Annotated in this window: 15 protein-coding genes; 11 read left to right on the top strand and 4 right to left on the bottom strand. The window is 54.3% G+C overall.

Going from position 1 to position 14,391, the window contains the following annotated elements; all coding sequences use genetic code 11:
* The first annotated feature begins 55 nt into the window (after positions 1-55).
* The gene (locus DFR77_RS04015; protein WP_003691044.1) at positions 56-1,897 is read left to right on the top strand and encodes a protein-disulfide reductase DsbD; all 1,842 of its coding nucleotides are present in this window, start codon (positions 56-58) and stop codon (positions 1,895-1,897) included.
* 513 nt (positions 1,898-2,410) lie between these two features.
* Here the strand turns inward: DFR77_RS04015 and DFR77_RS04005 are convergent.
* Positions 2,411-3,607: an acetate kinase gene (locus DFR77_RS04005; RefSeq protein WP_017146846.1), complete on the bottom strand. Its 1,197-nt coding sequence runs from the start codon at positions 3,605-3,607 to the stop codon at positions 2,411-2,413.
* Between the two features lie 350 nt (positions 3,608-3,957).
* Between DFR77_RS04005 and DFR77_RS04000 the strand changes: the two genes are divergently transcribed.
* The 10 genes from DFR77_RS04000 (at position 3,958) to DFR77_RS03955 (ending at position 10,245) form a co-directional block, all read left to right on the top strand.
* Positions 3,958-4,257, top strand: coding sequence for an HLGFF motif protein (locus DFR77_RS04000; protein ID WP_003688314.1), 300 nt, complete (start codon positions 3,958-3,960; stop codon positions 4,255-4,257).
* Positions 4,257-4,442, top strand: a complete 186-nt coding sequence (gene ccoS / locus DFR77_RS03995) for a cbb3-type cytochrome oxidase assembly protein CcoS (RefSeq protein ID WP_003688317.1) — start codon at positions 4,257-4,259, stop codon at positions 4,440-4,442. The genes DFR77_RS04000 and ccoS overlap by 1 nt, the downstream gene beginning before the upstream one ends.
* Positions 4,432-5,742, top strand: a complete 1,311-nt coding sequence (locus DFR77_RS03990; RefSeq protein ID WP_113852048.1) for an MFS transporter — start codon at positions 4,432-4,434, stop codon at positions 5,740-5,742. Before ccoS ends, DFR77_RS03990 begins: the two co-directional genes overlap by 11 nt.
* A gap of 155 nt (positions 5,743-5,897) precedes the next feature.
* Positions 5,898-6,632: a DNA polymerase III subunit epsilon gene (gene dnaQ / locus DFR77_RS03985; protein WP_003693344.1), complete on the top strand. Its 735-nt coding sequence runs from the start codon at positions 5,898-5,900 to the stop codon at positions 6,630-6,632.
* The gene (gene ispD, locus DFR77_RS03980) at positions 6,629-7,318 is read left to right on the top strand and encodes a 2-C-methyl-D-erythritol 4-phosphate cytidylyltransferase (RefSeq protein WP_003693342.1); all 690 of its coding nucleotides are present in this window, start codon (positions 6,629-6,631) and stop codon (positions 7,316-7,318) included. The genes dnaQ and ispD overlap by 4 nt, the downstream gene beginning before the upstream one ends.
* A 31-nt stretch (positions 7,319-7,349) precedes the next feature.
* Positions 7,350-7,832 (top strand): 2-C-methyl-D-erythritol 2,4-cyclodiphosphate synthase, encoded by a 483-nt coding sequence (ispF, locus tag DFR77_RS03975; protein ID WP_002218386.1) that lies wholly within the window; start codon positions 7,350-7,352, stop codon positions 7,830-7,832.
* 76 nt (positions 7,833-7,908) lie between these two features.
* Complete coding sequence (gene rpiA / locus DFR77_RS03970) at positions 7,909-8,580, top strand: ribose-5-phosphate isomerase RpiA (protein ID WP_003688327.1); 672 nt, start codon at positions 7,909-7,911, stop codon at positions 8,578-8,580.
* A gap of 68 nt (positions 8,581-8,648) precedes the next feature.
* Complete coding sequence (locus DFR77_RS03965; protein ID WP_020997344.1) at positions 8,649-9,320, top strand: thermonuclease family protein; 672 nt, start codon at positions 8,649-8,651, stop codon at positions 9,318-9,320.
* 15 nt (positions 9,321-9,335) lie between these two features.
* Complete coding sequence (locus DFR77_RS13960) at positions 9,336-9,515, top strand: hypothetical protein (RefSeq protein WP_002212887.1); 180 nt, start codon at positions 9,336-9,338, stop codon at positions 9,513-9,515.
* Complete coding sequence (locus tag DFR77_RS03955; RefSeq protein WP_003688329.1) at positions 9,499-10,245, top strand: amino acid ABC transporter permease; 747 nt, start codon at positions 9,499-9,501, stop codon at positions 10,243-10,245. The genes DFR77_RS13960 and DFR77_RS03955 overlap by 17 nt, the downstream gene beginning before the upstream one ends.
* Positions 10,246-10,431: 186 nt before the next feature.
* Here the strand turns inward: DFR77_RS03955 and DFR77_RS03950 are convergent, their stop codons facing one another.
* The 3 genes from DFR77_RS03950 to argS form a co-directional block, all read right to left on the bottom strand.
* A complete protein-coding gene (locus DFR77_RS03950; RefSeq protein ID WP_003688331.1) occupies positions 10,432-10,692 on the bottom strand; it encodes a hypothetical protein in 261 nt (86 codons plus the stop codon).
* Positions 10,693-10,697: 5 nt separating this feature from the next.
* Positions 10,698-12,116, bottom strand: coding sequence for a sulfatase-like hydrolase/transferase (locus DFR77_RS03945; RefSeq protein WP_170123223.1), 1,419 nt, complete (start codon positions 12,114-12,116; stop codon positions 10,698-10,700).
* Positions 12,117-12,667: 551 nt separating this feature from the next.
* The gene (gene argS, locus DFR77_RS03940; protein ID WP_113852046.1) at positions 12,668-14,386 is read right to left on the bottom strand and encodes an arginine--tRNA ligase; all 1,719 of its coding nucleotides are present in this window, start codon (positions 14,384-14,386) and stop codon (positions 12,668-12,670) included.
* Positions 14,387-14,391: the final 5 nt, after the last annotated feature.

Genomic DNA, 14,391 nt, shown 5'->3' with positions numbered 1-14,391 from the left:
GGATAATGGCGGGTTTTACATAAATTAAATCCTACCGTCAACCTTACCATTTATAATGCGGACAAATTATTTGTCTGAAACGGATTCGATTATGAAAAAACTGATTTGCCTGTTCGCCGTATTTTTGATGTTGTGCGGACGGGCTTTCGCGCTGGATGCGAACGATCTGCTGCCGCCGGAAAAGGCATTCGCGCCGGAGCTTACTGTTGCCGACGACGGCGTGAACGTCCGTTTCAGGATTGCCGACGGATACTATATGTATCAGGCGAAAATCGTCGGCAAGACCGATCCGGCGGATTTGTTGGGACAGCCTTCTTTCAGTAAGGGCGAAGAGAAGGAAGACGAGTTTTTCGGCAGGCAGACGGTTCACCATCACGAGGCGCAGGTTGCCTTTCCTTATGCAAAGGCTGTCGGCGAACCGTATAAATTGGTTTTGACCTATCAGGGCTGTGCCGAAGCCGGCGTGTGCTATCCGCCCGTGGATACCGAGTTTGATATTTCCGGCAACGGCACTTACCATCCGCAAACCGACGAACCGGCATCCGCCAAAGACCGTTTTTTGCAGCCTTCCTCTCAAAACGGCAGCGGGGCGTTGCCGCCCCCGAAGGGGGACGAGGGTGGCGACGGCCGTTTCAAGCTGTCTTGGGATACGCTCAACGCCAATCTTTTGGCGTTTTTTCTCGCCGGTTTGGGCCTGAGTTTTACCGCTTGTATGTATCCCCTGTTGCCGATTGTGTCCAGTATCGTGGTCGGTGACAAAAAGGCGGGCAAGGCGCGGGCGTTTGTGCTGTCCGTCGTTTATGTTCAGGGTTTGGCTCTGACTTATACGCTGGTCGGCATTGTTGCCGGACTGACGGGCGCGCTGCTGACCGTATGGTTGCAGCAGGCTTGGGTCGTGTTGGCGGCATCGGCTTTGATGGTCGTCTTGGCGCTGTCTATGTTCGGGCTGTTCAACATCCAGCTTCCCAACGCCGTACAGTCATATTTCCAAAACCAGAGCAGCAGGCTCTCCGGCGGTAAAATCGTTTCCGTCTTTATTATGGGCATTCTGTCCGCACTGATTGTCGGACCGTGCGTCGCCCCGCCGCTGGCGTTTGCCTTGGGCTATATCGGTCAGACGGGCGATGCGGTTTTGGGCGGTTTGGCACTTTACACTTTGGCGTTGGGCACCGGCGTGCCGCTGATTGCCATCGGCACGTTCGGAGGACATATCCTGCCTAAGGCGGGCGATTGGATGAATGCCGTCAAATACGCTTTCGGCTTTATCCTGCTTGCCGTCGCCGTTTACCTCGCCACGCCGCATTTGCCCTATTATCTCGTCGTCGCGCTGTACACGCTGCTGATGCTGGTTCCTGCCTTTATGCTGCTGGTCAACGGACGCAGGCAGAAACGCCGTCCGAAAGCTGTGGCATTCGCATTGGGCAGCATATTGCTGATAGGCGGCGCGTGGTTCGGCTGGCAGGGCGCAAACGGCAAAACGACCGCGCTGCACCATTTCTTGACCCTCAATCCGCCGGCCGAAGCAGGCAAATTTTCGGAACACGGCAAAATGTTTGCCGATACTGCCGCGCTGAAGGCAGCGATGGATACGGCGTTGAAAGAACATCCCGACAAACCTGTCGTTTTGGATTTTTATGCCGACTGGTGCATTTCCTGCAAAGAAATGGCGGTTTACACGCTCAATCAGCCGGAAGTGCATCAGGCAGTCGATATGGAACGCTTTTTCCAGATCGACGTAACCGCCAACACGCCCGAACATCAGGCGTTGTTGAAAGAATACGGTCTGTTCGGGCCGCCGGGCGTGTTTGTCGTCCGCGCCGACGGCAGCCGCAGCGAGCCGCTGCTGGGTTTTGTCAAAGCAGACAAGTTTATCGAGTGGTATGAACAAAACCGCTGATTCCGATGTTTCAAATGCCGTCTGAAGTTCTCAGACGGCATTTTTGTCAGACAGGAAAACGGCAATATCCGCTATACACACGGAAGCAGTCCAAAGATGTGAAAACCGTGTGTATAAGTCGGTTTGCGTATTGAAATTAAAAGATAAAAATACGATGATTAAAAAGTAGGCATAAGAAAAGATAAACACAGCCGGTGTTTGCCGGTGTGTGTATCTTTTGTGGAAAAACATCTTAATGCCATGTATTTTATGGAAAATAATAACATGATTAAAAAATAGTCAATCATTAATGTTCAGGTAGGCGGCTGCAACCGTCAATGTCTGAAAAGAGGTAGTGCTGTTTAAGCATGGAAAGCCGGATATAGTGGATTAACAAAAATCAGGACAAGGCGACGAAGCCGCAGAGAGTACAAATAGTACGGCAAGGCGAGGCAACGCTGTACCGGTTTAAATTTAATCCACTATAAAAAAACTGCCTCCGTTTCCGGAGGCAGTTCGCGTGAGGATAAAACCTTACAGACCGCTCAAACGGGCGGTATCGTGGGCAATCATCAGCTCTTCGTTGGTCGGAATGACCACGGCAACGGCTTTGCTGTCGGCAGTGGTAATCACGCCGGCGTTGCCGAAGCGGGCTTTCAGGTTGGCTTCTTGGTCGATGTTCAGACCGAGGAAGCCCAAGTAGCCGATTACGCGTTCGCGGATGATGTCGGAGTTTTCGCCGATACCGCCGGTAAAGACCAGTGCGTCCAAGCCGCCTGCGGCAACCGCCATACTGCCGATGTATTTGGCAAGGCGGTAGATAAACATATCCAAGGCCAATTTCGCGCCTTTATGCCCCTTGGCGGCTTCTTCTTCAATGGTGCGGCAGTCGTTGGACAGGCCGGAAATGCCGAGCAGGCCGGATTTTTTGTTCAGCATGTCGGTGATTTGGGCAATGGTCATATTGGCGTTTTCGGCGAGGAAGCCGAATACGGAAGGATCGATGTCGCCGCTGCGCGTACCCATTACCAGCCCTTCCAGCGGGGTCAGGCCCATACTGGTGTCGCGCGATTCTCCGTTGGCGACGGCGGTGATGGATGCGCCGTTGCCCAAGTGGGCAATGACCATACGCAGGTCTTTTTTGTCTTTGCCGAGGAAGTGCGCGGTTTCGTCGGCAACGAAGCGGTAGCTGGTACCGTGCGCGCCGTAGCGGCGCAGGCCGTATTTTTCATACAACTCCTGCGGAACGGCGTATTTGTAGGCGACTTCGGGCATGGTTTGGTGGAAGGAGGTATCGAATACGACGACGTTGGGCAGGCCTTTGAAAATGCTTTGCGCGGCACGCAGGCCCAAGAGGTGGGCGGGATTGTGCAGAGGAGCGAGCGGGATGCATTTTTCGATGCCGGCGATGACTTCGTCGTCAACGAGGATGGATTCGTTGTACAGTTCGCCGCCGCTGACGACGCGGTGGCCGATGGCGCCGATGCGGCTGTCGAGGCCGTGGGCTTCGAGTTCTTCCATCAGGGCTTCGACCGCGCCGGTGTGGTCGGGGTGTGCGGACAGATCGACTTTGTGTTTTTCGCCGTTTACTTTGAATGTAATGTAGGCATCGGGCAGGTTGAGTTTTTCGGCAAGGCAGCTCAGCAGGACTTCGCCGCTGCCGTTATCCAGGACCGCGCCTTTGAGGGACGAGCTGCCGCAGTTCAAAACCAAGATCAATTTTTGGGACATTTTCTTACTCCGGAAAGTTTCAGACGGCATTGGAATCGGACACGGATACTAATCGGATTCGTGCCGAATCCGCTTTGCTTTCCTTGACGGGAAAGTAGTGGAGCCGTCTGAAACGGTTGATAAAAGAAGCAGGCTATTCTAGCAAAAAATCTTTGCAATTGCTTGGCTTAATCGGGCGTTTGCGTGAAAATGGCGGAAGTCGGGTATTTTGACGGAAAAAAGGGGGATATGCGGTTTGCCGGTGTTTTCGGCTGGGGGAGGGAGAATTTCTTTGCATTTTTCCCGTCCAAACTGGTACATTCGCCCTGTTTTTAGTTGATGCCGTCTGAAAAAAGGCGGGTGGGGAATTTATGCATTATTTCAGTATTCATGACCAATCGGGACGGCATATAGGCTTTTTCATCCTTCTTGCCGACGACGAATCGGAAGCACGGCTGCAGAGCGGGCGTTTTGCCGTTAAATTGGAAGATGGGACGGGCAACCATGTCCTGTCGCCGTTCGGTCAGACGGAAATTCCCCAATATTGGCGCGTGGTCAAAGACCGTATCGAGCTGTTTTTTGACGAAGCCCCCGTCGGAACTTTGCGTAACGAATATCTGACCGTGTCAGGGCAGACTTTTGTTTTGAACGATTTGATAGGGAATATGTGATGGAAAGTATGTTTATTCTGGTGCCCATCAGCATTATTTTGGCATTTGTCATCGGCTGGTTTTTCTGGTGGTCGGGCAAAAACGGACAGTTTGACGATTTGGAAGGACCGGCGCACCGCATTTTGATGGATGATGATTCGACAAGTAAACTGATTGAAAAAGAGAAGGAAAACGATGGACGCTAAAAAAGGCGGTTTGGGACTGGTTAAAAGCCGCCGTTTCGGGCCTCTTTTCGCTACGCAGTTTCTCGGCGCGTTCAATGACAATGTGTTCAAAACCGCGCTGTTTGTCATGATCGGGTTTTACGGTTTGGGGCAAAACGGCGTTCTGCCTGCCGGACAGATGTTGAACTTGGGCGCACTGCTGTTTATTTTGCCGTATTTCCTGTTTTCCGCGCTGTCGGGGCAGTTGGGTAACAAATTCGACAAGGCCGTTTTGGCGCGTTGGGTCAAGGTGCTGGAAATCATCATTATGGCGGTGGCGGCATACGGGTTTTATATCCGGTCAGCCCCGCTGCTCTTGCTCTGTCTGTTTTGCATGGGCGCGCAATCGACGCTGTTCGGCCCGCTTAAATATGCCATTCTGCCCGATTATCTCGACGACAACGAGCTGATGATGGGCAACAGCCTGATTGAATCCGGTACGTTTGTCGCCATCCTGTTTGGTCAGATTTTGGGAACGGCGGTTGCCGGCGCGCCGCCTTATATTGTCGGGATACTGGTTTTGCTGGTCGCCGTCGGAGGAACGGCCGGCAGCCTGTTTATGCCGTCCGTACCCGCCAAGGCTGCCGATACCCAAATCGAGTGGAATATTGTCCGTGGTACAAAATCCCTGCTGCGTGAAACGGTGCGGCACAATCCCGTTTTTACCGCCATTATCGGCATCTCGTGGTTTTGGTTTGTCGGCGCGGTTTATACCACGCAACTGCCGACCTTTACCCAAATCCATTTGGGCGGCAACGATAATGTTTTTAACCTGATGCTTGCTTTGTTTTCCATCGGTATTGCCGCCGGTTCGGTACTGTGTGCCAAGTTCGGCAGGGAACGGCTGATGTTGGCTTGGGTAACGGTTGGTGCGTTGGGTTTGACGGTTTGCGGCCTGGTTTTGGTGTGGCTGACGCACGGACACCGTTTTGAAGGGCTGAACGGCATTTTTTGGTTTTTATCGCAAGGATGGGCATACCCCGTGATGGCGGTGATGACGCTGATCGGCTTTTTCGGCGGATTTTTCTCCGTTCCGCTCTATACCTGGCTGCAAACCGCCAGCAGCGAGACTTTCCGCGCCCGCGCCGTTGCCGCCAACAATATCGTTAACGGCATCTTTATGGTTTCCGCCGCCGTTTTGAGCGCGGTATTGCTGTTTTTGTTTGACAGCATTTCCCTGCTGTATCTGATTGTCTCCTTGGGCAATATTCCGTTGGCGGTATTTTTGATTAAGCGCGAAAGGCGGTTTTTAGGCGCGGCGGCAATCAGGAAAAAACCTTGAATGCCGTCTGGAAAAATTGTCCCCAAAATACACAATCCGCCTGCCCAATGTTGTGAACACACTGTGAATAAGTGGGTTTGTGCATTGAAATGAAAACAGAAAAATACATTGCTTAAAAAATAATCAATTTACGAAGACAGAAGAAAGACACCGATATGATGACACGCCAAATCATCCTCGATACCGAAACCACCGGCCTGTATGCCGACGGCGGCGACCGTCTGGTCGAGTTTGCCGGTCTGGAAATGGTCAACCGCCAAATGACCGACAAAAACCTGCACCTCTATGTCCACCCCGAGCGCGATATGCCCGAAGAGGCGGCACGCGTCCACGGCTTGACGATACAGGTTTTGGAAGAGAAAAACGCGCCGCCGTTTGCAGAGGTCGGCAGGCAGATTGCCGATTTTCTGCGCGGTGCGGAACTGATTATCCACAATGCCAAATTCGATGTGGGCTTCCTCAATATGGAGTTCCGCCGGGTGGGGCTGCCGACCGTCGAGGAACTCGGCTGCACCGTTACCGATACCCTGGCGATGGCGCGCGAAATGTTCCCCGGGCAGAAAGCGAGCCTGGATGCCCTGTGCAACCGTTTTTCCGTCGACCGCAGCAAGCGCGTCCTGCACGGCGCATTGATCGACTGCGAACTTTTGGGCGAAGTCTATCTGGCGATGACGCGGCGGCAATTCGACTTGATGGGGGAGACCGAGGAGGAAGAACCGACAGCCAAACCTGTTGCATCTGCCGAAATGAAACTCGGTGCCAAACTGAAAGTGATTAAGGCGGATGAAGCCGAACTGGCGGCGCACGAAGAATATCTTGACGGCTTGGGCGAAGCCTGTATTTGGCGTAAGGAAGCCGTGCCGTCTGAAAACGGCGGGGAAAACGCATGAAACGCAAAAATATCGCGCTGATTCCCGCCGCCGGCATCGGGGTGCGTTTCGGTGCGGACAAACCCAAGCAATATGTCGAAATCGGAAGCAAAACCGTTTTAGAACATGTACTTGGGATTTTTGAACGGCATGAGGCCGTCGATTTGACCGTCGTTGTCGTCTCGCCCGAAGACACGTTTGCCGATAAGGTTCAGACGGCATTTCCACAGGTTCGGGTGTGGAAAAACGGTGGACAGACCCGCGCCGAAACTGTCCGCAACGGTGTGGCAAAACTGTTGGAAACCGGTTTGGCGGCGGAAACCGACAATATTCTGGTACACGATGCCGCCCGCTGCTGCCTGCCGTCTGAAGCTCTGGCGCGGTTGATAGAACAGGCGGGCAACGCCGCCGAAGGCGGGATTTTGGCAGTTCCCGTTGCCGATACGCTCAAGCGCGCAGAAAGCGGACAAATCAGTGCAACTGTCGACCGTTCGGGGCTTTGGCAGGCGCAAACGCCGCAGCTTTTTCAAGCGGGTTTGCTGCACCGCGCATTGGCTGCGGAAAACTTGGGCGGCATTACCGATGAAGCGTCCGCCGTGGAAAAACTGGGTGTGCGTCCGCTACTGATACAGGGCGACGCGCGCAATTTGAAACTGACGCAGCCGCAGGACGCATACATCGTCAGGCTGCTGCTCAATGCCGTCTGAAATTCAATTCAAAACATCAGGAACACAAACGATGACGAATATCCGTATCGGACAGGGCTACGATGTCCACCAATTGACCGAAGGCAGAAAGCTGATACTTGGCGGAGTTGAAATCCCATTTGAAAAAGGGCTGCTCGGGCATTCGGATGCCGACGCGCTGCTGCACGCCGTTACCGACGCGCTGCTCGGTGCGGCAGGTTTGGGCGACATCGGCAGCCATTTTCCCGACACCGCCGCAGAGTTCAAAGATGCGGACAGCCGCGTCCTTTTGCGTGCGGCGTATCAAAGCGTTCAGGCGCAGGGTTGGCAGGCGGTCAATGTCGATACGACCGTGATTGCACAGAAACCCAAACTCGCACCGCACATTCCGCAAATGCGTGCCAACATCGCCGCCGATTTGGGTATCGATATTTCGTGCGTCAATATCAAAGGCAAAACCAACGAAAAACTCGGCTATCTCGGGCGGATGGAAGGCATAGAGGCGCAGGCGGCGGTATTGCTGGTACGGATTTGAACGCGGCGGGCAGGACGTGCAAAAAAATGTTAAGATGGCGGCTGTTTGTTGATACGGTTTCCCAAAGGATAAAAATATGACGACACAAGACGAACTCAAGCGCATCGCCGCCGAAAAAGCAGTCGAATTCGTACCCGAAAACGAATACATCGGCATCGGTACCGGTTCGACCATCAATTTCTTCATCGAAGCCTTGGGCAAAAGCGGTAAAAAAATCAAAGGCGCGGTTTCAACCTCCAAAAAATCCGGCGAACTGCTTGCCCGGTACGACATTCCCGTCGTGTCCCTGAACGAAGTGTCCGGTTTGGCGGTCTATATCGACGGTGCGGACGAAGTGAACCACGCCCTGCAAATGATTAAGGGCGGCGGCGGCGCGCACCTCAACGAAAAAATCGTCGCCAGCGCATCAGAAAAATTCGTCTGCATTGCGGACGAAAGCAAATATGTTTCCCGGCTGGGCAAATTCCCACTGCCCGTGGAAGCCGTCGAAAGCGCGCGCTCCCTTGTTTCGCGCAAACTGCTTGCCATGGGCGGACAGCCCGAACTGCGTATCGGCTACACCACGTTTTACGGCAACCAAATCGTCGATGTCCACGGCTTGAATATCGATCAGCCGCTGACGATGGAAGATGAAATCAACAAAATCACCGGCGTACTCGAAAACGGCATATTCGCCCGCGATGCCGCCGATGTGTTGATTTTGGGGACGGAAGAGGGTGCGAAAGTCATCTATCCCTGCCAAGGGTAATCCTGACGTTAAGATGCCGTCTGAAATCCGGTTCAGAGATGTTCAGACGGCATCGGCATTTGAAAAATATGCAGATTAAAAAAATCATGAAATGGCTTCCCGTCGCCCTGTCGCTTTTGGGCGCGTTGGGTTATACGGGATATGACAGTGAGGCGGTGCGGACGGCGGTTGCCGTACTCGACGTACTCGGCACTGCAGGGGACGTGGGTTCCGACGCGCCCGTTCGCCGACGGGCATCGGCGAAATCCGGCCACAGCTACACAGGCACGGTGTCCAAAGTCTATGACGGCGATACCCTTCACGTCATCGACGGCGACGGCGCGAAACATAAAATTCGGATGGCGTATATCGACGCACCGGAGATGAAACAGGCTTACGGTACACGTTCGCGCGACAACCTGCGCGCGGCGGCGGAGGGTAGGAAAGTCAGTGTACGTGTGTTTGAAACCGACCGCTATCAGCGCGAAGTGGCGCAGGTATCCGCCGGCAAAACCGATTTGAACCTGATGCAGGTGCAGGACGGGGCGGCGTGGCATTATAAAAGTTATGCTAAAGAACAGCAGGATAAGGCGGATTTTGCCGACTATGCCGACGCTCAAATTCAGGCGGAAAGGGAACGCAAAGGATTGTGGAAAGCTAAAAATCCGCAAGCGCCGTGGGCGTACCGCCGGGCAGGCAGGAGCGGCGGGGGCAATAAGGATTGGATGGATTCCGTGGGCGAATGGTTGGGCATTTGGTAAAGACACCGCACGGCCTTGAACGGCAAATGCCGTCTGAAAACCGCGCGCCCTGCATTTTTGCGGAGACGCGCAACCGCCGTCTGCCGCGATAAAAAAGTTCAGGCGGCGGTTTTTACGGTAAAATGGCGGATTATTTTGCAACGGCGGCAGTTCCGCCGGTTTTTGATACGGACGGTTTATGGATTTTCGTTTTGACATTATTTACGAATACCGCTGGATGTTTCTTTACGGCGCACTGACGACCTTGGGGCTGACGGTCGTGGCGACGGCGGGCGGTTCGGTATTGGGTCTGTTGTTGGCGTTGGCGCGCCTGATTCACTTGGAAAAAGCCGGTGCGCCGATGCGCGTGCTGGCGTGGGCGTTGCGTAAGGTTTCGCTGCTGTACGTTACCCTGTTCCGGGGTACGCCGCTGTTTGTGCAGATTGTGATTTGGGCGTATGTGTGGTTTCCGTTTTTCGTCCATCCTTCAGACGGCATTTTGGTCAGCGGCGAGGCGGCAATCGCGCTGCGTCGCGGATACGGGCCGCTGATTGCCGGTTCTTTGGCACTGATCGCCAACTCGGGGGCGTATATCTGTGAGATTTTCCGCGCGGGCATCCAGTCTATAGACAAAGGACAGATGGAGGCGGCGTGTTCTTTGGGACTGACCTATCCGCAGGCGATGCGCTATGTGATTCTGCCGCAGGCATTGCGCCGTATGCTGCCGCCTTTGGCGAGCGAGTTCATCACGCTCTTGAAAGACAGCTCGCTGCTGTCGGTCATTGCTGTGGCGGAGTTGGCGTATGTTCAGAATACGATTACGGGCCGGTATTCGGTTTATGAAGAACCGCTTTACACCGCCGCCCTGATTTATCTGTTGATGACGACTTTCTTAGGCTGGATATTCCTGCGTTTGGAAAAACGTTACAATCCGCAACACCGCTGATTGGAGTCATATCAACAAAAAGCTGCCCGGGTATTCATTTGGGGCGGCTTTTTTGTGGCAAAATTTAAATTCAAAGAGAAAACGCCCTATGCCGTCTGAAAGTCTTTCAGACGGCATCTGTCAGCCTCACGCAAGAGGGAATCCCAGCTGTTTGGTTTCAATTTTTTTTGGGTGATGTATGAGCCGTCATTCCTGCGCAGGCGGGAATTCTGTCCGTTGTTTTCGAGTTTCGGTTTTTCCGATAAATTTCTGCGGTTTCCGGGTCTGGATTCCCGCTTTCGCGGGAACGACGGCGGATGGTTTCTGTTTTTTTGATAACTTCCTGTGATTTTGGATTTTTGGATTCTTACAAAGCAATTTATCGGAGATGATGAAAAAAGTGGGCTTGAGGAGGTCGGTCTGTCTGCAAAATGCCGTCTGAAGGCTGTTGGTGCGTTCAGACGGCATTGTTGTTATTTGATTTTGAAGTGCAGCCAGGCGACGTGTCCCTGTTTGAGGTAGCGGAAGGTTTCATTGAGGTTGCCGACGGGCGGCGGATGGTCGCCGACGATGATGACTTCCGTGCCTTTCATTTCGGGGCGTCGGATCAAATCCGCCAGTTGGTCGAAGAATTGGGTGTGCAGGCTGAAATTGCGGCAGAGGTCGGTTTCGGCGGGCAGGCCGTATTCGGTGCATTTGAGCCTGTGGTTGAAAATGTCGGATTCGGGATAGTCGGCGTGGCTGGTCAGCGTCATCCAGTAAAACAGTCCCTTGTCGTGTTTTTTGAAAAATGCCGACACTTCGCCGAACAGCTCGCTGTCGCACACGCCGCCGAAAATGGCGCAGGTTTTTTTACCGATCAGGTTTTCGGCGGTTTTGATTTTTTGAAAGCCCGCCCTCGGATACCAGCTGAAGCGGTCGTAAAGCGAACTACCCGCGCCGTGCATCGCAAAGGTGGCGTAACCTTCTTGTTTCAAACGGTTGGGGAGGCAGCGGGCAAATTTTTCGTCGGGTGCGCGGCGCAGTGCGAACCCGCGCAAACCGCCGTAGGCGCACAATTCGCGCATTTCGCCTTCGACCGTCGCGCCGATGAAGGGAAAACTGCCGCTTTCCCAAACCGAAAAACGGTCTTTTTGCGCCAGCAGTTTGGCAAAAGTGGCGTTTTGAAGCTCGGGATTGCCCGGCAGCCCCCAAGATTCGGCGACGATAAAGAGGATTTTTTGAGATTTCGGCTCACTCAGCCGCGTGGCGGCACGCTGCTGATTGCCCAAGGGGAGGAAGACGGGGTCGACCAGGCCGGCGGTAATAAAGTCGGCATTCTGGCTGACGGTGTAGAGCATCGCCTGACTTTTGGCGTAATAGAAGTTGTTTGCGCCGAAGATATTGGCCATCCGCCCCCGGTCGTAGTAACTCAAATGGCCGGTGAAATAGCCGGCTGCCGCCACAACGGCGGCACAGACGGCAATGTGTCGGAAGTCGGTTTTGGCGGCGGCTTTCTGCAACACAAACGGCATCGCCAGCATATACAGCAGCAACAGCCCGGTCATTATCTGATAAGGGGCGGGGGCGGTCAGGATGAAGGGGACGAGGTTGATGGCGCCGATGAGGTCCATAAAAGGGAAGAGTTGGATCACCATCATCAGCCCGTCAAACAAAACCGCCGGCCAAAATGCCAATACGCCGGCAATTTTGACGAAACGCCAAGGCAGGGCGATCAGCAACGCGGCGGGAAGGTAGTCCAAATTGACAATCGGGCGGGCGGTGGCGGTCAGCAGTGCCAAAACCCAAAACACCGCATTGGGGGCCAGCAGTATCAGCAGGGACAGCAGCAGCCGTTTCGGCAGGAATGGCGGCAGCGTCCATTGTTTGGAGAGCAGGGCGTGAATATTCATCGTATTTCCTTTTCGGTTGAAACCCCGCCACTCGGACATCTGTCCTTCGGGGCGGCAGGATCAGACTATATTTAGGAAGGGGCGCAACCCCTTCCAAATCAGGACGACACATAGGGCGGTGCTTTATATGTCGTCCTGTGTGTTGAAACATCTGCATTTTTTTCTGAAACAGGGGTATTTAAAACAGAGAACCGGATGGCGGAACGATGCCGTCCGGGCGCGAAAGTGCGGCACGGTGCGGCAGGGGGCGAGCACGCGTGTTGAAGGAAGGAAAACAGGGAAAGGAGGCGGGCTGAAACCCTGCCTGAAGAAAAGGCGGGTTTGAGGGGCGGGAAAAGGGGAATACGCCGCGCGGAAAGTGCGTGCGTCGGCAGGAAGGGGGGGTATAATTTTTTGCTTGCTTGCTTGCTTGCTTGCTTGCTTGGCGTTTGTCTGTTTCGCATTTTGGGAGGGGCGGCGGATACGGTGTATCGCGCCGCTTTTTCAGATTCGGATGAGGATGGTCCGCCGGTTGATTGCAGGGCTGTTGTCCGCAATCGGGCGGTGCGGTTTTACATTACGTCCAACACATCGATGCCCAGCAAATCCAAGCCTTGTTTCAGCGTGTTGCCGGTGAGTTTTGCCAGTTGCAGGCGGCTGTTGCGGCTTGCGCCTTCGGCTTTCAAAATCGGGCAAGCTTCGTAGAAGCGGCTGAACAGGGTGGCGGCTTGGTAAAGGTAGGCGGCGAGGTAGTGCGGATACGCGGTGTCCGCCACGCTTTGCAGCACGTTTTCAAATTTCAGAAGCTCGGCGGCAAGCTGTTTTTCCAGTGGTTCGGTCAAAACGGTCGGTGCGGTTGCGTCCCATTCTCCGGCTTTGCGGAACACGCTTTGCACGCGGGTGTAGGCGTATTGCAGGTAGGGGGCGGTGTTGCCTTCAAATGAGAGCATGGCGTCCCAGTCGAACACATAATCGCTGGTGCGGTTTTTGCTTAAATCGGCGTATTTGACTGCGCCGATGCCGACGGTCTTGCCGATTTTGGCGGCTTCATCCGCGCCCAATTCGGGATTTTTTTCTTTCACCAAAGCGGTGGCGCGCTCGACGGCTTCGGTCAGCAGGTCAACCAGTTTTACGGTGTCGCCGCTGCGCGTTTTGAACGGTTTGCCGTCTTTGCCCATCATGGTGCCGAAGCCGATAAACTCGGCTTTTGCATTTTCAGGCAGATAGCCTGCTTTGCGGGAAGTGGTAAAGAGTTGCTCGAAGTGCAGGGCTTGGCGGTGGTCGACGACGTACAGCAGGCGGCCGGCTTTCAGACGGCCTATGCGGTAGCGCAGGCACGCCAAATCGGTGGAAGCATAAAGGAAGCCGCCGCCTTGTTTTTGCACGATAAATGCGGCGGGTTCGCCCTCTTTGTTTTTGAACTCGTCCAAGAACACGACTTTTGCGCCGTCGTCTTCAACCGCCAGGCCTTTTTGAACCAAATCATCGGCTACAGGCTGCAAATCGTCGTTGTATTTCGATTCGCCCGCCACATCTTCGGGGCGCAGCTTCAAGCCCAGCGTGTCGTAAACGGCTTGGGCGTGCGAGAGCGAAATATCGACAAACTGTTTCCACAACGCCAACACGGTTTCATCGCCGCCTTGCAGCTTCACAACGTATTCGCGTGCGGTGTCGGCAAAGGCAGGGTCTTCGTCAAAGCGCACTTTGGCGGCGCGGTAAAACTGCTCCAAATCCGCCAGCTCGAACGCGGCATTGTCTTTCTGCTGCTCGACCAAATAAGCAACCAACATGCCGAATTGCGTACCCCAGTCGCCGACATGGTTTTGACGGATAACGGTGTTGCCCGTAAATTCCAACACGCGCGAAATACTGTCGCCGATGATGCTGGAACGCAGATGGCCGACGTGCATTTCCTTCGCCAGATTGGGCGAGGAATAGTCGATGACGACGGTTTGCGGTTTGTCGGTTTTCGCTACGCCGAAACGCGCATCGTTCAAAGCCGCATGAATGTTTTGAGCGAGAAATTCGTGGCGCAGGCGCAGGTTGATAAAGCCGGGTCCGGCCACTTCCGCGCTTTCGATGACGACGCTGCCCGCCAATGCTTCGGCGACCTTTTGCGCCAGTTCGCGCGGATTTTGTTTGGCTTTTTTCGCCGCACCCATCACGCCGTTGATTTGGAAATCGCCGTGCTCGGCATTTTTGGTCGGCTGCAAGACAACGGGGCTGCCGGCGATGCCTGCGGCGGCAAAGGCGGCGGCGGCTTCGTGTTCGACGGTTTGATGTAGGTTCATGAAGT

It is taken from the genome of Neisseria gonorrhoeae, assembly GCF_003315235.1.
In the GTDB taxonomy this organism is placed as follows: domain Bacteria; phylum Pseudomonadota; class Gammaproteobacteria; order Burkholderiales; family Neisseriaceae; genus Neisseria; species Neisseria gonorrhoeae.
The sequence above is the reverse complement of the archived record's forward strand: the minus strand, read 5'-3'. Positions and strand labels throughout refer to the sequence as shown.

Coding starts and splice junctions, on each gene's coding strand:
- DFR77_RS04015 (WP_003691044.1), top strand. CDS start 56: ATGCGGACAAATTATTTGTCTGAAACGGATTCGATTATGAAAAAACTG.
- DFR77_RS04005 (WP_017146846.1), bottom strand. CDS start 3,607: ATGTCCCAAAAATTGATCTTGGTTTTGAACTGCGGCAGCTCGTCCCTC.
- DFR77_RS04000 (WP_003688314.1), top strand. CDS start 3,958: ATGCATTATTTCAGTATTCATGACCAATCGGGACGGCATATAGGCTTT.
- ccoS (WP_003688317.1), top strand. CDS start 4,257: ATGGAAAGTATGTTTATTCTGGTGCCCATCAGCATTATTTTGGCATTT.
- DFR77_RS03990 (WP_113852048.1), top strand. CDS start 4,432: ATGGACGCTAAAAAAGGCGGTTTGGGACTGGTTAAAAGCCGCCGTTTC.
- dnaQ (WP_003693344.1), top strand. CDS start 5,898: ATGATGACACGCCAAATCATCCTCGATACCGAAACCACCGGCCTGTAT.
- ispD (WP_003693342.1), top strand. CDS start 6,629: ATGAAACGCAAAAATATCGCGCTGATTCCCGCCGCCGGCATCGGGGTG.
- ispF (WP_002218386.1), top strand. CDS start 7,350: ATGACGAATATCCGTATCGGACAGGGCTACGATGTCCACCAATTGACC.
- rpiA (WP_003688327.1), top strand. CDS start 7,909: ATGACGACACAAGACGAACTCAAGCGCATCGCCGCCGAAAAAGCAGTC.
- DFR77_RS03965 (WP_020997344.1), top strand. CDS start 8,649: ATGCAGATTAAAAAAATCATGAAATGGCTTCCCGTCGCCCTGTCGCTT.
- DFR77_RS03955 (WP_003688329.1), top strand. CDS start 9,499: ATGGATTTTCGTTTTGACATTATTTACGAATACCGCTGGATGTTTCTT.
- DFR77_RS03950 (WP_003688331.1), bottom strand. CDS start 10,692: ATGCCGTCTGAACGCACCAACAGCCTTCAGACGGCATTTTGCAGACAG.
- DFR77_RS03945 (WP_170123223.1), bottom strand. CDS start 12,116: ATGAATATTCACGCCCTGCTCTCCAAACAATGGACGCTGCCGCCATTC.
- argS (WP_113852046.1), bottom strand. CDS start 14,386: ATGAACCTACATCAAACCGTCGAACACGAAGCCGCCGCCGCCTTTGCC.